This is a genomic window from Exiguobacterium sp. PFWT01, assembly GCF_018255795.1.
GTDB lineage: Bacteria > Bacillota > Bacilli > Exiguobacteriales > Exiguobacteriaceae > Exiguobacterium.
In genome coordinates, this window is sequence record NZ_CP073755.1 from 2,629,092 (window position 1) to 2,647,552 (window position 18,461).

Here is an 18,461-nt window from a genome sequence, read left to right on the forward strand (position 1 = left end):
AATCAGCCCTTCAAACCAACGAATCCACCCTAACCAAACAATGTTTCGACGAACTTAACTCGGTGAACGTGCTCGTTTTTTCATTTAAATCTCCTCCTTACTTGTCTATTCCCGAAAACACAAAAAAACCACGAGACGAATCTCGTGGTCGACGTGTTATTTCAATAAGTTGAGCATCTCGCGATTGAATGCTGGAATATCATCCGGCTGACGGCTCGTCACGAGCTGGTTTTGGCAGACGACAACTTCTTTGTCCGCATATTTCGCTCCGGCATACTCCATGTCGACTTTAATCGATTTGTAGCCGGTCGCGTCACGACCTTCTAACGTCTTCGCCGTGATCAACAGCTGTGGTCCGTGACAGATGGCAAAGACAGGCTTTTTCGCATCCATGAAGGCTTTGGCGAACGAGACGAAACGCTCGTCCTCACGCAACAAGTCAGGTGAGAATCCGCCCGGCAAGAGAAGGGCATCAAAATCTTCTGGCGATACATCGTCAATCGATTGGTCGATGTTCACTTTCGCCTCCCCTTGTTTCCCTTCTACCGTATTACCCGCTTTCTTCTCGATCGTCACGACATCATGTCCCGCATCCACCAATGCGTCACGGGGACCCGTGAATTCTACATCTTCAAACATATCCGTAATGAGCGTTGCTACTTTTGCCATATCCTAAACACTCCCTTTGTTTGTTTTATGCACATAGGGACTGTTCCACAGGCATGAATCACTTAAACATCTCAAGTGGCATTCAACGGAATTTCGAGACGTATGGATTATCGCGTTCAAAAAAGCGATACGGGTAGTCGCGCGCCTCACCCGTGTTCGGAATCCCGATGCGTGGACCCGCCTCAATCACTACTCCTGCCTCACCCTCCGCGATGTAGAGTGGGTCTTGTTGAAAGGAATGGCCGTATAGATCCATTGTGATTCCGAGTGCTTTCGTCAACTTCCCTGGTCCGTTCGTCTGGTCATATCGTTTCACCCCAGGACGGTTCGAAGCAATCCATTCATGTCCTTGAATCGGTTCGACGGCTCGAATCAAGACGGCTTCCGGTGTACCAACCGGACCACTGACCACGTTCAGGAGCGTATGTGTATGCATTTGATACGTGTATACATGCCCAGGTTGTCCGAACATGACTTCCGTTCGCTTCGTTCGACGCCCTCCGAAGCTATGCGCCGCCCGGTCGATGGCACCGAGGTAAGCCTCTGTCTCGACAATCTTCGCGATGATGTCACCTTCTGGATGTCGCCGCACCAAATATTGACCGAGTAAGGCGCGTGCCAATTCGAGTGTCGGTTGTTTATAAAATGCTAGATCGAGTCGCTTCATGGTTCCACCTCCGTTTCTCCTATTTTCTCAAAAGTCATATGTTGCACACAAAAAAGATGCCCTGCATGGCAGGACACCTCGATATTATGATGCGATTTTTAGTGATTCACGTTGCTTCCCCAATCGGACGTATCCCAAGATGATGGAGAAGACCGGGCTGAGCCAGAGGAAGAAGGCAAACGGTGCGTATTCCAATACAGGTACGCCGAGTGTCGCTGCGAAGAATGCGCCAGAAACTCCCCACGGAATGAGCGGGTTGATGACGGTCCCGCCATCTTCAAGTGCCCGTGACAAGTAGCGTGGGTCGATCCCACGATCGATAAACCCTTGCTTGAACGCCTGACCCGGCAAGAGAATCGACAAGTACTGTTCTCCCGCGAGCAAGTTGACACCGATTGAACTGAGGATAACTGATAGGACCGAGCTCCCTGGTGACTTCAAACGCTCGAGCAACGATTCAACGATGGCTTGGAAGACACCAAGTTCACGTAATAAGCCACCGAACGCGAGGGCGATCAAGACAAGACTGACCGACCAGAGCATCGATTCAAGACCACCTTTATCGAGTACATTCGCAATCAATTCATTCTCGACACCTGATTTGAAGCCCGACTGCATGACACCGAGCCAGTTCGAGATGCTCCAGTTTCCTTGAACAAAACCGGCCGTCAACACACCCGCGAACATCCCAACGAGCATAGTCGGTAAGACCGGCATCCGACGGAACGCAAGCACTGCGACGAGCACAGGGGCAATCAACGTGAGCCATGAGAGGTCAAACCGTCCGCTGAGCGCGGCTTGCGCCTCTGCAATTTGTGCCGTGTCGGCAGTTTGACCGCTACGTCCGAGGAACGTGAATAAAATCAACGTGATGATGAACGCTGGAATCGTCGTCCCCATCATGAAGCGAATGTGGTCGAACAGTTTGACACCCGCCACTGCCGGCGCAAAGTTCGTCGTATCCGACAACGGGCTCATCTTGTCTCCGAAGAGGGCACCCGATACGATCGCACCTGCGGCGAGCGCCGGCGAAATGCCTAGTGCCGTCCCGATTCCAAATAAGGCGACACCGACCGTTCCGACGGTTGTAAAGGCGCTTCCTGTGAAGGTCGAGACGATCATCGTGATCAACAAGACACTCGGTAAGAACCATTCAGCAGAGATTTTATTTAGACCGATGGAGAGGATCGTCGCGACCGTCCCGGACATTTGCCATACTCCGATGAGCATCCCAATCAACAACAAAATCAATACCGGCATGATCGCTTCACGAATCCCGTTGATCATCGCCGTTTCAATCTGTTTGAAGTCGCGTGAACGATAATACGCGTATCCACCTACCATTACCATTGTGCCAAAAATCGCCATATGTGGCGTCGCTTTGGCCAAAAACATCAGTGCGAGCAAGGTGATCCCGCTCATCAACACGACGAATACAGCTTCTTTTCCTTTCATCTGCATCGACGTCCCCTCCTTTCGTTATATCTTTATGATTTATTATTTCGCCTAACCGCTTAAACGCTTTTATGCACAAAAGCATGTCAGTGATGTTTTTTACTATACTCGCTTCCTTTCTCCCTGTCAAACGTCTTTTTATGATAAATTATATGCTTGAGGGTGACCTCCGGAGTTCGTAACCTCCTCCGACATCAAAACTAGCGAAAAGGAAGTGTGCTTCATGCAACACGAAAAAGCTTTGGTCGTCTTCAGTGGTGGCCAAGATTCAACCACTTGCCTGTTTTGGGCAAAACAACAATTCTCTCATGTGGAGGCGGTGACGTTCGCATATGGTCAACGCCATGATGCGGAAATCGAGGTCGCCAAAGAAATTGCGACAGAACTCGATGTCCCACACCACATCCTCGATTTGTCCCTACTCGGACAACTCACTTCAAACGCGCTCACGAGACACGATCTCGACATCGACAATGCGGACGTCCCAAACACGTTCGTCGATGGACGCAACCATCTATTCTTATCGTTTGCAGCCGTCATGGCCAAACAACTCGGTATGCATCACATCGTGACTGGTGTATGTGAAACGGACTTTTCAGGTTACCCGGATTGCCGAGACCAATTCATCAAATCACTCAATGTGACACTCAATTTAGCGATGGATTATCCATTCGTCATCGACACACCGCTCATGTGGCTCGATAAAAAAGAAACGTGGGCTCTCGCCGACGAACTCGGTGCCTTTGACTATGTCAAAGAACGCACGCTTACTTGCTACAACGGTGTCATCGGTTCAGGTTGTGGAGAATGTCCGGCGTGTAAGCTTCGTCAAAACGGACTCACGGCTTACGAGGAGGTGCGCGTATGAAACATGCTCCATTCCTCGCTCCGACCAGTGTCGAATCAAAGCAAGAAGGATCGCTCATCTACTGTCCGCATCGCGTTCAAATCGTCAAAGAAGTAACGTTCGACGCGGCGCACCATCTCTTTGACTATGACGGCAAATGTCGTGCCCTTCATGGTCATACGTATAAGCTCCAGATGGGTGTCAGCGGCTTTCTCGACAATCGCGGCATGACACTCGACTTTGGTGATTTGAAAAAGATCTTCAAAGAAGAGCTTGAGCCGTATCTCGATCATCGCTATTTAAACGAGTCACTCCCTTATATGAATACAACTGCAGAAAACATGTGTTATTGGATTTTTGAAAAACTGGCGACACACTTGCCAAATGAACGCGACGTGCGCGTCGAATTCGTCCGTTTGTACGAAACGCCGACGTCATACGCTGAGTTCCGTCGTGAATGGTTGGTGGAATCGTGAAAATACCTGTTCTTGAAGTGTTCGGACCAACCTTCCAAGGCGAAGGCCGGGCCATCGGACAGAAGACGATGTTCGTCCGGACCGCCGGTTGCGATTATCGCTGTTCTTGGTGCGATTCCGCCTTCACGTGGGACGGTTCAGAAAAACCGGACATGCTGGCAGCCGATGAGGTCATCGCTCGCCTGGACGCACTTGGTATGTACGATTACGTCACCATCTCGGGTGGCAATCCGCTCCTCATCGCGGCCATGGAAGACCTCGTTGTGAAGTTGAAAGAACGTGGTGTCACACTCGCTGTCGAGACGCAAGGTAGCCGCTATCAAGACTGGCTCACACAAATCGATGACGTGACCCTCAGTCCAAAACCTCCATCGTCTGGTATGAAAACGAACTGGGAGCAACTCGACGCTATCGTCGAACGGTTGCGCCCCGAGCAGACGACATTCAAAGTTGCTGTCTTTGATGAAGTGGACTTTGCCTACGCGAAAGAAGTGCAGCAGCGCTACTCACCGGACGTCATGTATTTGTCGGCCGGTAACCCGGAGCCTGGTGCAGACGGCGACATCACCGATGCCCAGCTCCGTCGTTTGAAACAACTATGGGAAGACGTCGCACGCGACCCGTCATGGCAAAGCGTCCGCGTCCTACCACAACTACACACATTACTGTACGCCAACGAACGTGGCGTCTAAGGAGAATGAACATGAGACCAGAAGACTTACAAGACCTCTCGCTCCTCGGACAGAAGAGCGTCCCATATATTTTTGAATACACACCTGACGTCCTTGAGGCGTTCCCGAATCGTCATCCGGAGAACGACTACTTCGTGAAATTCAACGCACCCGAATTTACATCGTTGTGCCCGATCACGAACCAACCGGACTTCGCAACCATCTACATCTCGTACATCCCGGATGAGAAACTCGTCGAGTCGAAGTCGTTGAAGTTGTACTTGTTCAGCTTCCGTAACCACGGTGACTTCCACGAGAACTGCATCAACGTCATCGGGAAAGATCTCGTCAAGTTGATGGAGCCGCGCTATCTCGAAGTGTGGGGGAAATTCACACCACGTGGCGGTATCTCGATCGATCCGTACTACAACTACGGAAAGCCAGGCACGAAGTATGAAAAAATGGCAGAACACCGTCTGTTCAACCATGACCTGTATCCAGAGACGGTCGACAACCGTTAATTGAAAAGTAGGCGCTCCATCTGGAGTCGCCTACTTTTTTTGATAGCGATGAATCTGTCGCTTAATCGGTTCGCGGAACACAGTCGCAACGAGCGTCAACACGAGCATGATCCCAAATGCCAAGGCGATGAGCGTCCAATCCCCACTGGCGATACTACTCCCGAGAAAATTGTTCGCGAACGCCCCGGGAATCATACCAACGACGGTCGCAAACAGATAGGCGAGTACGTTTACTTTTGCCAAACCAGAAGCATAGCTGACCAAATCGAAATTAACGAGCGGGATGAGACGTAAGATGAGGACGTAAAAGAAGCCGTCTTCTTCGATTTTACGCTGAATGGCTTCATAGTTCGTTGATTCGAAGTGATGCAAGAAACGGTCGCCGAAAAAAATTGCCACATAATACGCAACAAGCGCACTCAATGTCGCCCCGATGACGGTATAGATGACGCCCGGTAACATTCCAAACGCCAAGCCGCCGGCGACCGACAAGACGGACGTCGGGAACAAGATGAGGGGACGAACGGTGAACAACAAGATGTAAATGAGCGGAGCCAACCATCCGAATTGAATGATGTAGTCCCGAATATCGCCTGGGCTTACGTCAACCCACTGATAAAGGAATGTCGCCGTCCCGAACAGGAGTAGGACGAGTGCAATCATCCATTGTATCTTCCACTTCTTCATCGTCCTCCTCCTCTCTATTTGCTTTTATTCCCGTAATCGAGGATGTCATCCACCTTTTTTCAGCCATCTCGATATGGTACGGTTAGAAAAAGCAGAAGGAGGAAATCGATATGAACCTTGCAGATGCCCTAACATTGAAACAGTTGCTCCATGAGCAAATCGATACATTGACCGAAGAGATTGAGCATGTGGCGTTCATCTCGCTTCAAGCGAATGAATCCATTCCGACCATTCAGTCCCGGTCCCTTCAAGACATCGAGATGGAACTTGAACACATTCGTCTAGACTTACGTCAGCTCGACCGTCTCATTCAAGAGGCGAACGTCCAAGCCGTCGTTGAGACGCATGACGGTCCGCTCCCGCTCGTCGAGGCAATCGAGCTTGCCATTCAGTTACGCGTCCAAGCACGACTTTATGAGAAATTATCGCTTCGTCCGAAGAAAGACTATGTGCAAGGAGTTGCCGTGATCAAACACGCCTTATATGACCCCGAACTATATCGCTTGAAAGCACGCGATATTAAGAAGCGTGCCATTCGAATCGAAAGTGCCATTCAGGCCGTCCGTTATCAGACTGACATTGAATTTGATGCATTACGATATATGTAAAAAAGCGAAGGGATTCCTTCGCTTTTTTACATATGGTCATGGTGATTGTGATGGATATCATGATGACTCGATGAAGAAGAACGTCGACGTGGAGGTGCCTCATCAGCAAATTTTTCTCCGTCCAAAATTCCGAGACGCTTATATTGACGACCGACCCGCTCTTTTGTCTCTTCGCGAACAGTGCTCGACTCCATCACCAATTGATAGCATCCGAGCGCGACACGAAACGGTTCCATGCGTGTCCGTTCAATCGGGAAGGAATCGACGCCACGTAAATAGTCTGCCAATCGCTCAGCCGTCTCGTCGGCTGGGTCATCTGCAAGCTGTGAGGCGAAGCGTTGTAAGTCCTTCAATGTATTTGATGTTTTAGAGTAGCTCACTCCCGATTTGATAAATCCAAATATAATCAGACCGAACACAACCATGAAAATGATTGGAAACACACCAAATAGTCCGCTAAAGAATGAGTCCCCTATCGAGCTATCGAACGGATCCCCGCCAAATCCAAATACTATCATTTCAAATTCCCCCTTTTCTTTAAGTACGTTCATTCAGTCGAATCGGTTTCAACAAAAAAACCGCGATCACACGACCGCGGCATCGATTCAACTGTTCAGTTGTTTCTCCATCATGATGCGCGGCTCGCCATCTTCGGTGTAGGCGCCCATGATGTCATATCCGCAAAGGAGGTTCAAAATGATGACCCCTTTGTTCGTATTGCGTGCTTTCGTCCGAATCGAATGGAACCCTTGCGCTTCGACCCATTCGAGTTGCGTATCCATCAGCTTGCGACCGATGCCATGCTTTTGGAAGTCCGGATGTACGCCGCCCGCCCAGCTGTAAAATCGATAAGGCTCCGCCTCATAACCAATTTTAAAGCCGACCAGTTGCTCTTCCGAAAAGGCTAAGAGCACTAACGGATTGGCGTGCCGATACAGACGCTCTTTAAATCGCAACTGATCGAGGTCACCATATAACGTGCGATATAGTCGGAAAAAGTCCTCTTCAAAATCCTTAAAGTTGTTCGTCACATCTTTTACGATAAATGAACTCGTCGTACTCATCGTGCCATCCCCTTTCAGTTTCTGGACAAAGATTCCGTACGTCTGTTCATTTCGCCGTTCATTCTGAATTTCCTGTCTCCCGTTCAAAAGCCGTGACACCTTTTTGTTTATACAGTCCGAGCGTACGCTTCGGCAAGCTCTTTACCATCCAATCTTTGAAGATACGCGCTTGATCTTCGACCGGAAGCTCGTAGCCATCCGTCACGATATGTCGTGACCGTGTCGTGACATCGTACAAGGAAATCGCCGCCGCCACGGAGATGTTCAAACTCTGCACATATCCTTGCATCGGAATGACAAAGTTCCCATCCGCCTTCTTCAGTGCGGTTTCTGACACACCACTATGTTCATTCCCGAATAGAAGAACGGTCGGCTTCGACACATCCACTTCTTCGAGCGGAATCGCCTCTTCACTTAACGCGGTCGCATATACTTGGTAACCACTTTCTTTTAAAGCGTCAATCGCCTCTTCAATGGAGCCATGCTCCACGACGTCCACCCAGCGGTCGGCACTCTTGGCGATAATCGAGTTCGGTTTGAACTTTGCCCGTCCTTCGACGACGTGCAACGTCTGTACCCCGAACGCATCGGCCGAACGCAACACGGCGGATTGGTTGTGCGGATCGTCCACACCTTCCGTCAAAATCGTGATATGGTTCGTTCGTGTATTCAACACTTCATACATCCGTTTAATGCGGTCTGGCATGAGCATCTCATATAGAGGAAGATCGTCCTCCTTCAATACACCCTTCTGCAATAACTCTTCTTTTAATTCCATCTGCTCGTCCTTCGTCAAAGCAGATGTGGTCTGTCTCCAACCCATCTTTCTCGCTCCCTTCAACCTATCATATTGTAGCTAGATTCGATTCGACTGACAAGTTCGCCTCACATCTACCCTTCACACTTCAAAAAATGAAAACAAATGAAAATAGCGAAAACGGTTGCATGAATTTATGCAATCGATTACAATCATTTATGCAAGCGATTGCACTATTGGCAAACAAAAAATAGATAAAACTCCCTCACAGGAAGGAAGCGTATAGCATGAAACAATTGATCTCATTCGATTTCTGGCAGAAACTCGGTAAGGCCTTGATGGTCGTCATCGCCGTTATGCCAGCTGCCGGCTTGATGATTTCCATCGGTAAATTGATTGGAATGTCAGCCGGAGATGTCGGTATTTTATTAACAACAGCTCGTATCATTGAAGATTTAGGTTGGGGCATCATCGTCAACTTACATATCCTCTTCGCAGTCGCGATTGGTGGTTCGTGGGCGAAAGATCGTGCAGGCGGTGCATTCGCAGCACTTCTCGCCTTCATCTTGATCAACCGTGTCACAGGTGCCATCTTCGGTGTCAATGGGGCCATGCTTCAAGATCCGGAAGCGACCATCGAGTCACTCTTCGGTGCGAACCTTGTCGTCGCTGACTACTTCACATCTGTACTCGGCTCACCTGCCCTCAACATGGGTGTGTTCGTCGGGATCATCGCCGGTTTCCTCGGTGGTGCACTATACAACCGTTTCTACAACTTCAACAAGTTACCGAACGCCCTCTCGTTCTTCAACGGGAAGCGCTTCGTACCATTCGTCGTCATCCTTGGTTCAGTCGTTGCTGCCATCGTTCTGTCGATTGTATGGCCAACCATCCAAGGTGCGCTCAACAGCTTTGGTGAATGGATTGCCACATCACGTAACACAGCGCCTGTCCTCGCCCCGTTCATTTACGGTGCGCTCGAACGTCTCCTCTTGCCGTTCGGTTTACACCACATGCTCACGGTACCAATGAACTACACAGAGCTCGGTGGAACGTACACGATTTTAACTGGCGCGACAGCTGGATCGGTCGTTGCCGGTCAAGACCCGCTCTGGTTGGCATGGGTAACGGACCTCGTCAACTTGCGTGCTGCTGGTGATACGGCTGCGTACAATGCTCTTCTCGCTGATGTCGTTCCGGCCCGCTTCAAAGTCGGTCAAGTCATCTTGTCATTCGCTGCATTGATCGGTGCCGCATATGCGATGTACCGCAACGTCGATGCGGATAAGAAAGCACAATACAAGCCGATGTTCTTGTCAGCTGGACTCGCTGTCTTCTTGACAGGTGTCACAGAACCGATCGAATTCATGTTCATGTTCGTCGCACCAGTCCTTTATGTGGTGTACGCGCTCATGGCCGGCGCTGCCTTCGCATTGGCAGATATCATCGACCTACGCGTCCACGCTTTCGGTGCAATCGAACTCTTGACGCGCATTCCGATGATCGTCAAAGCAGGACTTCTTCAAGACTTAATCAACTTCGTTCTCGTCTCTGTCGTGTTCTTCTTCCTCAACTTTGGTGTCTTCAACTTCTTCATTAAGAAGATGAACTTGCCGACACCTGGACGTAACGGGAACTACATGGAAGAAACGACAGAAAAATCATCCGTTACAGGTAACGAACAAGTCATGGGGATTATCGCACTTCTCGGTGGGGAAGAAAACATTGAGGATGTCGATGCATGTATGACGCGTCTTCGTGTGACCGTGAAAGACGTTACACTCGTCTCTGACGAACAAGAATGGAAGAAAAATGGCGCCATGGGTCTTATCGTGAAAGACCGTGGAGTCCAAGCCATCTATGGCCCGAAAGCCGACGTATTGAAATCAGACATTCAAGACGTCATCGGTGCATAATCTACTGGCCAACTCGCTCGAGAGTTGGCCTTTTTCTAAAGGAGGACTATCGTGAATATTTTAACGCTCAATTGTCATGCCTGGTTAGAAGACCGCCAACAAGAGAAAATCGACGCAATTGTCGAACGTATCGCAAGCGAAGAGTATGACTTCATCGCGCTCCAAGAAGTCAATCAACATAAAGAGGCCCCACTCATCTATGGGAACATCCGTGAAAACAACTTCGCACACGTCCTCGTCGAGCGCCTGAAAGAGTTAGATCTTCACTATCACATGACATGGGACTTTGCCCATTACGGATATGATATTTACGAGGAAGGCGTCGCCATCTTGTCACGGACACCGTTTCTATCGACCGAGTCGTTCTTCGTATCCAAGACGACGGACCCTGACAATTACAAGTCCCGTAAAATTGTCAAAGCCGTGATTGAAGGTCCTGAAACGCCGACGACCGTCTACTCGTGTCACCTTGGATGGTGGCATGATGAAGAGGAGCCAGTGAAGCATCAACTCGACGAACTTCTCCGTCGCGTCGAGCATGACGACCATGCGCTCCTACTCGGTGATTTCAATAACGACGCCTTCATTCGAGGCGAAGGATACGATTACTTGATGGAGAATGGACTTCAAGACTTGTTCCATCTCGCAACGGAACGTGAAGGCGATGCGACGGTACAAGGAAAAATCGCCGGGTGGGACGAAAACAAAAAATCGCTACGCATCGACTTGATGTTGACGAACGCACCCATTCACGTCTCCCGTCATGCCGTCGTCTTCGATGGGGAGAACGGCCCCGTCGTCTCCGACCACGCCGGTGTCGAAGCCACTGTGTTTTGGCGCTGATTCACCTTTTTCTTCCGACTTGGGAGAAAAGGGTTTTTCTTTTGGGGAAAATCTTGTAACGTGAGAGAAGACTGATGTCTAACTACTAATGAATGAAATAGAAAGAAGTGTTTGAACATGAAGACAAGCTCGCTCAGTCGAAGCGACTGGACTTTAGTTTTATCCCTATCCTTATTAACCTTCGTTCTCGGAACGAGTGAATTTGTCATCGTCGGCATTTTGCCTGATATCGCAAGCGGTCTATCCATTTCCATCGCGACAGCAGGAAGTCTCGTATCGGCATTCGCCATCAGCTTTGCCGTCGGCACGCCAATCACGATGTCCTTGACGAGCCATCTTCCAAAACGTAAATTGATGCTCGGCTTGACGATTCTCTTCACCGTCCTGAACTTATTAAGCAGTCTCGCTCCCATGTATGAGTGGTTACTCGTCTTGCGAATGCTGACGGCCGTTGTCACAGGTGTCTTAATTTCGCTTGCCATGCTCGTTGCTAGCGAGAGCGTCCCTCCGGCAAAACGGGGTGTGGCCGTGTCCTTTATTTTCGGTGGATTCACAATGGCGAACGTGTTCGGGGTTCCGATCGGAACGCTCATCGGACAACAGGCAGGATGGGAGTCCACGTTTTGGTTGACGACTCTGCTCGGTGCAGTCGCCTGGATTGCCATTTATCGTGTCTTGCCGAATCAATTGTCTCAAGAAAAAGCATCACTTCGTGAACAAATGGCACTCCTGACGAATCCGCGTATCTTGATCGCCTTCTTAATTCCGGCGTTCGGTTTCGGGGCGACGTATGTCGTATATACGTATCTCGTGCCGATTTTAAAAGATGTCCTCGGGGTACCGGTCGCTTGGGTCAGTCCGATTTTATTCGCCTACGGATTCATCTCGATCTTCAGTAATATCGCTGCCGGAAAGATCGCCAGTCACAATCCGATCGGACGCTTACGGTTCGTCTTTCTCGTCCAGGCGTTCGTCCTTGCCGCGTTGTTTGTGACGACGTCGAATGTGACGCTCGGTCTCCTCAATATCGCCCTCATGTCGTTCATGGCGATTTTATTGACGACATCGACTCAGATTTATTTGATTGATTTGGCGGAGAAGTTCAATCCGAACGCCAAAGGTCTCGCTTCGTCACTTATGCCCGTGGCGAGTAACGTCGGAATCGGACTTGGTTCCGCTCTTGGTGGTGTCGTCTACGCGACGAGCCCTATCATGACGCTCGCGCTCGTCGGTGGTTTGGTCGCCCTCGTCACAGCCGGGTTGACCGCAGTCAGTTATTCACTCGATCAACGCTAAAACGTGCGCACCTCGATGCAGGTGCGCACGTTTTTTATAACCATTCGAGAATCGCCGATAGGACTTCGTCGAGTTGTTCTTTCGATGTGAGCGGACTTTCCTGATCGCCTTTTTGTGGACCATACATTCCGAAGTTGGCATGATTCCCGCCTTCGATTTGTACGAATTGACTATCGTCAGGTAGGTCGCTTCGACTCGCCTCGATGTCTTCCGGGACAGCCAATCCATCCAACTCACCCGAGATGGATAGCACGCGTAAGTCACTATCGACCATCGAGCTGATCGGATATGATGCGAGGAAAATGACACCTTCCACCGCCTCTTGATGCTCAAGCGCGTAACCCGATGCCGCCGAACCTCCGAGTGAATGACCGGCCACGACCCAGCGTTCAATCTCCGGATGTGCCTCGATGATTGGATCGGCTGCGTCGATATCTAAAATGCCTAAGTTGAGTCGAAGCGACGGGATGGCGACGAAATACCCTTCCTCGGCTAAACGTGTTCCATAATAGGCATACGCCTCTTTCTCGACTTTCGCCCCTGGATAAAGAATGACACCGACCTCACTCGTCGGATCTCCAAACTCGAGACGGTTGTCGACCACTTTCCCCTCTTCGGCATACTGTGTCGCTTCATCGGTCGGTCCATACGTGAACTGCGTCCAAATTAAAAAGCCTGCTACCACCACAACAAGCAATCCTACGATTGAGAGTGCGGTCCACTTGAAGAATTTCTTCATTATATAGCCTCCATTTGCATCCACTTCATCATAACGTTACACTAATAAGAAAAAGCATGATCAGGGGGACACCATGACCAGAAGTAATGTAACCACGACGATTCAGTGGTTTATTTTTATTTTAGCTACAAATATTGTACCACCACTCTCTATCGCCGCCTTGTTTGAACTGTCACCAGATGAGACGATGACCTTCATATCCCGCTCACTTTTCATCTTCGCACTCTTTAGCATCATCCAGACGTTGCTCGGCCATCGCCTCCCGATACTCGAAGGACCTGCCGGCATTTGGTGGGGTGTCTTCACTTTATACGCCTCCATCGGTCCCGCCCTATACGGAAGTCAGCAAGAGACCTTGCAAGCACTCGGATTCATGCTGTTTTTGAGCGGAATCCTTGGTGTGTTGTTGACTGTCACCGGCATCTTAAGACGCATGCTCGCCCTGTTTACACCGCAAGTGCTCGGCGTCTATATGATTTTGCTCGTCCTTCAATTGTCAGGGGCTGTCATTAAAGGTGGCTTTGGGGTGACGGAAGACGGAATCAATATTGTTCAGGCCGTGGCGACGGCTGGGCTCGTCTTGTTCGCACTCACGCTCGAGCAAAGTCGCTTTAAACAATATGGACTCGTCATGACGCTATTCGTCGGGTTCGGCTTGTTCCATTTACTCGACCTTGGAAATCCTGTCATCCGTTCGGAATCCTTCTTCCTCGTACCGGAACTTTTTCCGTTCGGAAATTGGGTGTGGGATTGGAACTTGTTGCCGACGGCTTTCGTCATCACTTTGCTTCTCATGACGAACGTCCTTGCGAACATCAAGTTGATTGAGCGCATCGTCAGTTCTCGCGAAAAACGAGAAATCAAAGGAAACGTTCCCGCATCGGGTGTCGCCAGTGGCGTCAGTCAAATCGTGGCCGGTCTGTTCGGTACACCGGGCCCTGTCGCCATCTCCGGGACAGCTGGTTTCCTCTCTTCGACGGAGAGCGTCCAGCGTGCCCCGCATTTGATTGCCCACGCCCTCATGATGGGGTTAGCACTCATCGGTCCATTCGTCTCGTTGATTGCGAGCATCCCGGCCGCTGTCGGTTATGCGATTGTGACTCCGCTTATCGCGACGATGATCATCATCGGAATCAATGAGGCCGCCTTTGAATTAAAACAATCGACGGCATCCCTCACGGTCGGGCTCCCGCTCGTCATCGGTGCCGGGGCGATGTTATTACCACCCGGTTCAATGAATGACCTGCCACCGCTTCTTGCGACCGTCTTCTCTAACGGGCTTGTTCTCGGAACAATTGTCGCCTTAACGACTGCCATCTTAAGTAAAATCAAGGATTGAAAAAAAGAACTGGCCATATTGGTCAGTTCTTTTCACGTACATGCATATGGTAACGGGCATCGTGCGGTAACACGGCGCCGTCTTCTTGTTCGAAATGCGCACGGTCTTTCCAATAACGAACGACTGACGAAGTATCACGGTGCAGGGCGCGCTGTAGCGCTTGTTTCGCCGTGACAGGCGTTTCGTCATCGTTTGTCAATTCAAGCCCCATTAGTTTATAGCCGATGGTTTGTCCACCTCGACTCATTTGCCACGCTTCCATGGCATATGTCAGTAGTGTCGGTGTGATGACCGCATGCACGAACTCGCTTTTTACTTTCTTTCGCACGAGCTGTTCCACGCCCACGCTGACGAGACCTGCAATGATACTGTCAATCAAGACGGCTTTCGTTCGCTTTTTTGTCAATGGATTCATCGGCTCATCCTCTGCATCATCCCTGACGTCAACACTTCGATTCCTTCGCCTTCTTCAGACGCCATAATCAAGGCACGCGCGACATGAAGCGCCTGAATCGGTGCGACTTCCGGTGTCTTCTCAAGTAAGAATGACTGGAACGGTCGACTGATGACCTCGGCCGCTTTCTCCCCTAGGCGGAATGAATCACGTTCTCCGAGTAACAGAGAGGGACGCGCGATAATCAAGTGATGGAAGTTGAAGATACGTAACGCGTTCTCAAGTTCTCCTTTCACACGGTTGTAAAAGAAAGATGAACGCAACGATGCGCCTTGTGCCGATACGACCGCATAGCGCGTCGTACCGTGTGCCTTGGCGACACGGGCAACTTCAAGTGGTAATTCTAAATCAACATGTTTGAACGCTTCTTGCGAGCCGGCTACCGCAATCGTTGTGCCGAGCGCACAGTACACGTCGTCAATCTGCGGAAGGGACGAATCCATCTCTTCGAAACCGACGATCTCATGTAACTTCGGATGACTCCAACGCTTCGAGCGACGGACAACAATCCAGACCGCATCATAACGGTCACTCTCTAACAACTGTTCCACCAATTCGCGGCCAATCAAGCCGGTCGCGCCTACGACAAGTGCAGTTTTCCCCATTCGTGACTCCTCCTAGACTACTATTTCCTTCAGTCTAGCTGACTTGCCGTTCCTCGGCAATGATTGTCCCGGGACGGAATCGGTCCATCATACGGAAAAATCCGTTCAATGCGAGCGCCGTGAATGAGCCTGCCACGATAGCACTGTCCGTGAACAACTGCAGCCACTCCGGCATGTTGGCGACAATCGCCGGGTTAGCGGTGATGCCGAGTCCGACACCAATCGAGAGTGCGATGGTGATCAAATTCTCGTTTTTCGAAAAATCGACCTGACTCAGAATTCGAATGCCGGAAGCAGCGACCGTTCCGAACATGACGAGCATCGCTCCACCTAAAACAGGCTTTGGAATCAATGTCGTGAATGTGGCGACTTTCGGAAGGAATCCGAGCAAGATGAGTAACCCACCTGTCCAGAAGATGACACGGCGCGATTTTACACCTGACAATTGAACAAGTCCGACATTTTGACTGAACGTCGTGTACGGGAAGCTGTTGAAAATCCCTCCGAGAATCGTTGCGACACCTTCCGCACGATACCCTTTCGTCAATTCGTTCGAACCAATTGGCTTTTTCGTGATATCGCTGAGCGCCAAGAATACACCTGTCGATTCAATCATCGAGATAATGGCGACGAGCGTCATGACGAGGATCGCGGACACATCAAATGTCGGCATCCCAAAGTAGAACGGTTGAACCATTTGGAACCAACCCGCTTCCCGGACAGGACTGAAGTCCACGAGACCGAGCGAAGCAGCAACCCCTGTTCCGATGAGGACGGCAAAGAGGACAGCAGCGGCGCGTGTGAAGACAGTACCGACACGGTTCAAGATGAGAATGAGTAAAATCGTCAAACCACCTAATCCGAGATTCTGCATCGATGCGAATCCAGGCTCACCTGGCATCCCGCCACCGATGTCATTGATGGCGACCGGAATCAGTGAGAGACCAATGATTGTCACGACCGAACCGAGAACGACCGGCGGGAAGAAACGTGCGAGCTTCCCGACAAATCCGGAAATGAGGATGACAATGATTCCACTGGCAATCAACGCGCCATAAATGGCCGTAATTCCATTTGCGCTTCCGATGGCGATCATCGGACCGACCGCCGTGAACGTACATCCGAGGACGACTGGCAATCCGACACCCGTAAAGCGTGTCGTCCATACTTGTAAAAGCGTCGCCACCCCACACATAAATAAATCAATTGCGACGAGATAGGCGAGCTCGGTTGGACCAAGACCGATGGCACCCCCTACGATGAGCGGGACGATGGCTGCTCCCGTGTACATGGCGAGCAGATGCTGAAATCCGAGACTTGCCGTCTTAAATGTATTCATCGAACGACCTCCACGAATGAGATGTGGTCTTTCTCTAATTTCGCGACGCGCGCTAGCGATTCGACGCGATAACCACGCTCAATCAGTTTATCGCGCCCTGGTTGGAACGATTTTTCGATGACGATGCCAACACCTGAAACTTCTGCACCTGCCGCTTCGACGAGTTGTGTCAGCCCGAGTGCCGCTTCCCCGTTCGCGAGGAAGTCATCGATGACGAGAACGCGTTCGCCTGGTAAGACGAAACGTCGGCTCAAGCTGATGCGGTTCGTCTCTTGTTTCGTGAACGAATAAACATCCGCTTCGACGAGGTCGTCTTGGAGCGTCAGCGATTTCCGTTTACGCGCGAATACGAACGGGATGCCCATCTCAAGCGCCGTCATCATCGCTGGCGCAATCCCGCTCGATTCGAGTGTGACGATGCGGTCGATTTGAGCGTCTTTGAAACGTTCTGCGAATTCTTTGCCGATGGCTTGCATAAGTACCGGGTCGACCTGATGATTCAAGAAAGCGTCAACTTTCAACACTTGGTCGGATAAGGCCCGACCCTCTTCACGGATTTTGTCTTCTAACTGCTTCATTGTTGTCCCCTCCATTAAAAAATGCGATTCGTCACCCCTCATCGGGAGGCAACGAACCGCATGGAAATCAACGATAGCATACGACAAGCGCCACCCGTAGTCGAACCATTTACGGTAGTTCGGTAGAGACTTGCGGACCATATTTCCGCTGATATACGAGTGCGAATCTATTTATTTAAGATAGACCTTATTGTAGACGAGCTGACGAGAAATGCAATAGGTTGCAATCAAACGGTGAAATGTTCGATTTTTCTGAAACTGCTGTATACTGTAGATATTGGATATGAGAGAGGAGCCTTGCCCTTATGAAGTTATTCGTATTAGGCGCAACCGGTCGAACCGGACATCAATTCATCGATCAAGCCATCGAGCACGGTCATGACGTCACCGCGTTCGTTCGTGAACAGAAAAAGTTGATTCGGACGCCACAACTTGAAATCATCGAAGGCGACTTATATGATGTCGATGCTTTAACAGAAGCGATGCACGGTCATGATGCGGTCATCAGCTGTCTCGGAACGGATTTGAGCGACACTGACTTTTTAGCGAGTGTCACGGACAAGCTCGTCCCTGCGATGAAAGCAAACAAGATTTCACGTATCATCTATCTCGCTTCAGCAGGGATTGACAATGAGATTCCGGGCCTTGCGGGGAAAGCCATTACGTTCATGCTCCGGAAACCGCTCCGTGATCATCGCGCAGCCGTAGACTTATGGCGAAATTCGTCATTCGATTATACGATTGTACGACCGATGCAATTGACGGACGGACCTCGCACCTCGACGTATCGCACGGCCATCGACGAAGTGCCAGAGAACGGGAAACACATCTCACGGGCAGACGTCGCTCAGTTCATGCTTCATGCGATTGAAGAACAGGAACACGTACGGGAGTCAGTCGGACTGGCGTACTAATTTGATCCAATTCATG

The 18,461-nt window shown here is 50.3% G+C and carries 22 protein-coding genes and 1 riboswitch; of the genes, 10 read left to right on the plus strand and 12 right to left on the minus strand.

Annotated elements, in window-relative coordinates:
• Positions 1–156 precede the first annotated feature (156 nt).
• The 3 genes from KD909_RS13665 to nhaC all read right to left on the minus strand — a co-directional run bounded on the left by KD909_RS13665 (position 157) and on the right by nhaC (position 2,797).
• Positions 157–669 carry a type 1 glutamine amidotransferase domain-containing protein gene (locus KD909_RS13665; protein ID WP_015880479.1) on the minus strand — a complete coding sequence of 171 codons (513 nt, stop codon included), beginning with the start codon at positions 667–669 and terminating at the stop codon, positions 157–159.
• Positions 670–751: 82 nt separating this feature from the next.
• Positions 752–1,336 (minus strand): DNA-3-methyladenine glycosylase, encoded by a 585-nt coding sequence (locus KD909_RS13670; RefSeq protein ID WP_211781890.1) that lies wholly within the window; start codon positions 1,334–1,336, stop codon positions 752–754.
• Positions 1,337–1,420: 84 nt separating this feature from the next.
• A complete protein-coding gene (gene nhaC / locus KD909_RS13675; RefSeq protein WP_211781891.1) occupies positions 1,421–2,797 on the minus strand; it encodes a Na+/H+ antiporter NhaC in 1,377 nt (458 codons plus the stop codon).
• Positions 2,798–3,014: 217 nt separating this feature from the next.
• On the opposite strand from nhaC, the gene queC reads away from it, so the two are divergent.
• From queC to queF, 4 genes are read left to right on the plus strand one after another with little or no spacing between them, the layout of a single operon-like run.
• Positions 3,015–3,659, plus strand: coding sequence for a 7-cyano-7-deazaguanine synthase QueC (gene queC / locus KD909_RS13680; RefSeq protein WP_159563339.1), 645 nt, complete (start codon positions 3,015–3,017; stop codon positions 3,657–3,659).
• Positions 3,656–4,114, plus strand: a complete 459-nt coding sequence (gene queD / locus KD909_RS13685) for a 6-carboxytetrahydropterin synthase QueD (RefSeq protein ID WP_211781892.1) — start codon at positions 3,656–3,658, stop codon at positions 4,112–4,114. Before queC ends, queD begins: the two co-directional genes overlap by 4 nt.
• Positions 4,096–4,806, plus strand: coding sequence for a 7-carboxy-7-deazaguanine synthase QueE (queE, locus tag KD909_RS13690; protein ID WP_211781893.1), 711 nt, complete (start codon positions 4,096–4,098; stop codon positions 4,804–4,806). Before queD ends, queE begins: the two co-directional genes overlap by 19 nt.
• Positions 4,807–4,817: 11 nt before the next feature.
• Positions 4,818–5,306 carry a preQ(1) synthase gene (gene queF / locus KD909_RS13695; protein WP_015880473.1) on the plus strand — a complete coding sequence of 163 codons (489 nt, stop codon included), beginning with the start codon at positions 4,818–4,820 and terminating at the stop codon, positions 5,304–5,306.
• Between the two features lie 30 nt (positions 5,307–5,336).
• Here the strand turns inward: queF and KD909_RS13700 are convergent, their stop codons facing one another.
• Complete coding sequence (locus KD909_RS13700) at positions 5,337–5,993, minus strand: TVP38/TMEM64 family protein (protein WP_078146111.1); 657 nt, start codon at positions 5,991–5,993, stop codon at positions 5,337–5,339.
• Between the two features lie 110 nt (positions 5,994–6,103).
• Here KD909_RS13700 and KD909_RS13705 point away from each other — a divergent pair, with 110 nt between their 5' ends.
• Entirely contained in the window at positions 6,104–6,601 is a 498-nt protein-coding gene (locus tag KD909_RS13705; RefSeq protein ID WP_211781894.1) for a hypothetical protein, read from the plus strand.
• 26 nt (positions 6,602–6,627) lie between these two features.
• Here KD909_RS13705 and KD909_RS13710 read toward each other — a convergent pair whose 3' ends face one another.
• From KD909_RS13710 to KD909_RS13720, 3 genes are all read right to left on the minus strand, one after another.
• Entirely contained in the window at positions 6,628–7,119 is a 492-nt protein-coding gene (locus KD909_RS13710) for a hypothetical protein (RefSeq protein ID WP_249199042.1), read from the minus strand.
• A gap of 87 nt (positions 7,120–7,206) precedes the next feature.
• A complete protein-coding gene (locus tag KD909_RS13715; protein ID WP_015880469.1) occupies positions 7,207–7,752 on the minus strand; it encodes a GNAT family N-acetyltransferase in 546 nt (181 codons plus the stop codon).
• On the minus strand, positions 7,724–8,488 hold the full coding sequence (locus tag KD909_RS13720) for a TrmH family RNA methyltransferase (RefSeq protein WP_211781895.1): 765 nt from the start codon (positions 8,486–8,488) through the stop codon (positions 7,724–7,726). Before KD909_RS13720 ends, KD909_RS13715 begins: the two co-directional genes overlap by 29 nt.
• Before the next feature lie 221 nt (positions 8,489–8,709).
• On the opposite strand from KD909_RS13720, the gene KD909_RS13725 reads away from it, so the two are divergent.
• The 3 genes from KD909_RS13725 to KD909_RS13735 all read left to right on the plus strand — a co-directional run bounded on the left by KD909_RS13725 (position 8,710) and on the right by KD909_RS13735 (position 12,477).
• Positions 8,710–10,338: a PTS transporter subunit IIBC gene (locus tag KD909_RS13725; RefSeq protein ID WP_015880467.1), complete on the plus strand. Its 1,629-nt coding sequence runs from the start codon at positions 8,710–8,712 to the stop codon at positions 10,336–10,338.
• A gap of 51 nt (positions 10,339–10,389) precedes the next feature.
• Positions 10,390–11,181 (plus strand): endonuclease/exonuclease/phosphatase family protein, encoded by a 792-nt coding sequence (locus KD909_RS13730; RefSeq protein ID WP_015880466.1) that lies wholly within the window; start codon positions 10,390–10,392, stop codon positions 11,179–11,181.
• 117 nt (positions 11,182–11,298) lie between these two features.
• Positions 11,299–12,477, plus strand: a complete 1,179-nt coding sequence (locus tag KD909_RS13735; RefSeq protein ID WP_211781896.1) for an MFS transporter — start codon at positions 11,299–11,301, stop codon at positions 12,475–12,477.
• A gap of 34 nt (positions 12,478–12,511) precedes the next feature.
• Here KD909_RS13735 and KD909_RS13740 read toward each other — a convergent pair whose 3' ends face one another.
• Positions 12,512–13,216 carry an alpha/beta hydrolase gene (locus tag KD909_RS13740; protein ID WP_211781897.1) on the minus strand — a complete coding sequence of 235 codons (705 nt, stop codon included), beginning with the start codon at positions 13,214–13,216 and terminating at the stop codon, positions 12,512–12,514.
• Between the two features lie 73 nt (positions 13,217–13,289).
• On the opposite strand from KD909_RS13740, the gene KD909_RS13745 reads away from it, so the two are divergent.
• Positions 13,290–14,555: a purine/pyrimidine permease gene (locus KD909_RS13745; RefSeq protein WP_211781898.1), complete on the plus strand. Its 1,266-nt coding sequence runs from the start codon at positions 13,290–13,292 to the stop codon at positions 14,553–14,555.
• Positions 14,556–14,577: 22 nt separating this feature from the next.
• Here the strand turns inward: KD909_RS13745 and KD909_RS13750 are convergent, their stop codons facing one another.
• From KD909_RS13750 to KD909_RS13765, 4 genes are read right to left on the minus strand one after another with little or no spacing between them, the layout of a single operon-like run.
• The gene (locus KD909_RS13750; protein WP_078146103.1) at positions 14,578–14,970 is read right to left on the minus strand and encodes an RDD family protein; all 393 of its coding nucleotides are present in this window, start codon (positions 14,968–14,970) and stop codon (positions 14,578–14,580) included.
• Positions 14,967–15,614: an NAD(P)H-binding protein gene (locus tag KD909_RS13755; RefSeq protein WP_211781899.1), complete on the minus strand. Its 648-nt coding sequence runs from the start codon at positions 15,612–15,614 to the stop codon at positions 14,967–14,969. Before KD909_RS13755 ends, KD909_RS13750 begins: the two co-directional genes overlap by 4 nt.
• A 34-nt stretch (positions 15,615–15,648) precedes the next feature.
• Positions 15,649–16,953, minus strand: a complete 1,305-nt coding sequence (locus tag KD909_RS13760; protein ID WP_211781900.1) for a nucleobase:cation symporter-2 family protein — start codon at positions 16,951–16,953, stop codon at positions 15,649–15,651.
• Entirely contained in the window at positions 16,950–17,531 is a 582-nt protein-coding gene (locus KD909_RS13765) for a xanthine phosphoribosyltransferase (protein ID WP_078146100.1), read from the minus strand. The genes KD909_RS13760 and KD909_RS13765 overlap by 4 nt, the downstream gene beginning before the upstream one ends.
• A 77-nt stretch (positions 17,532–17,608) precedes the next feature.
• A riboswitch (purine riboswitch) is annotated at positions 17,609–17,710 on the minus strand.
• A gap of 126 nt (positions 17,711–17,836) precedes the next feature.
• Between KD909_RS13765 and KD909_RS13770 the strand changes: the two genes are divergently transcribed.
• Positions 17,837–18,445 carry an NAD(P)-dependent oxidoreductase gene (locus KD909_RS13770; RefSeq protein WP_211781901.1) on the plus strand — a complete coding sequence of 203 codons (609 nt, stop codon included), beginning with the start codon at positions 17,837–17,839 and terminating at the stop codon, positions 18,443–18,445.
• Positions 18,446–18,461 lie beyond the last annotated feature (16 nt).

Excerpts from the sequence above, each read along its gene's own strand:
- KD909_RS13750 (WP_078146103.1), bottom strand. The coding sequence starts at position 14,970 with ATGAATCCATTGACAAAAAAGCGAACGAAAGCCGTCTTGATTGACAGT.
- KD909_RS13755 (WP_211781899.1), bottom strand. The coding sequence starts at position 15,614 with ATGGGGAAAACTGCACTTGTCGTAGGCGCGACCGGCTTGATTGGCCGC.
- KD909_RS13760 (WP_211781900.1), bottom strand. The coding sequence starts at position 16,953 with ATGAATACATTTAAGACGGCAAGTCTCGGATTTCAGCATCTGCTCGCC.
- KD909_RS13735 (WP_211781896.1), top strand. The coding sequence starts at position 11,299 with ATGAAGACAAGCTCGCTCAGTCGAAGCGACTGGACTTTAGTTTTATCC.
- KD909_RS13665 (WP_015880479.1), bottom strand. The coding sequence starts at position 669 with ATGGCAAAAGTAGCAACGCTCATTACGGATATGTTTGAAGATGTAGAA.
- queE (WP_211781893.1), top strand. The coding sequence starts at position 4,096 with ATGGTTGGTGGAATCGTGAAAATACCTGTTCTTGAAGTGTTCGGACCA.
- KD909_RS13700 (WP_078146111.1), bottom strand. The coding sequence starts at position 5,993 with ATGAAGAAGTGGAAGATACAATGGATGATTGCACTCGTCCTACTCCTG.
- KD909_RS13705 (WP_211781894.1), top strand. The coding sequence starts at position 6,104 with ATGAACCTTGCAGATGCCCTAACATTGAAACAGTTGCTCCATGAGCAA.
- KD909_RS13725 (WP_015880467.1), top strand. The coding sequence starts at position 8,710 with ATGAAACAATTGATCTCATTCGATTTCTGGCAGAAACTCGGTAAGGCC.
- KD909_RS13710 (WP_249199042.1), bottom strand. The coding sequence starts at position 7,119 with ATGATAGTATTTGGATTTGGCGGGGATCCGTTCGATAGCTCGATAGGG.
- KD909_RS13720 (WP_211781895.1), bottom strand. The coding sequence starts at position 8,488 with ATGGGTTGGAGACAGACCACATCTGCTTTGACGAAGGACGAGCAGATG.
- KD909_RS13770 (WP_211781901.1), top strand. The coding sequence starts at position 17,837 with ATGAAGTTATTCGTATTAGGCGCAACCGGTCGAACCGGACATCAATTC.
- KD909_RS13745 (WP_211781898.1), top strand. The coding sequence starts at position 13,290 with ATGACCAGAAGTAATGTAACCACGACGATTCAGTGGTTTATTTTTATT.
- nhaC (WP_211781891.1), bottom strand. The coding sequence starts at position 2,797 with ATGCAGATGAAAGGAAAAGAAGCTGTATTCGTCGTGTTGATGAGCGGG.
- KD909_RS13670 (WP_211781890.1), bottom strand. The coding sequence starts at position 1,336 with ATGAAGCGACTCGATCTAGCATTTTATAAACAACCGACACTCGAATTG.
- KD909_RS13740 (WP_211781897.1), bottom strand. The coding sequence starts at position 13,216 with ATGAAGAAATTCTTCAAGTGGACCGCACTCTCAATCGTAGGATTGCTT.
- queD (WP_211781892.1), top strand. The coding sequence starts at position 3,656 with ATGAAACATGCTCCATTCCTCGCTCCGACCAGTGTCGAATCAAAGCAA.
- queF (WP_015880473.1), top strand. The coding sequence starts at position 4,818 with ATGAGACCAGAAGACTTACAAGACCTCTCGCTCCTCGGACAGAAGAGC.
- KD909_RS13765 (WP_078146100.1), bottom strand. The coding sequence starts at position 17,531 with ATGAAGCAGTTAGAAGACAAAATCCGTGAAGAGGGTCGGGCCTTATCC.
- queC (WP_159563339.1), top strand. The coding sequence starts at position 3,015 with ATGCAACACGAAAAAGCTTTGGTCGTCTTCAGTGGTGGCCAAGATTCA.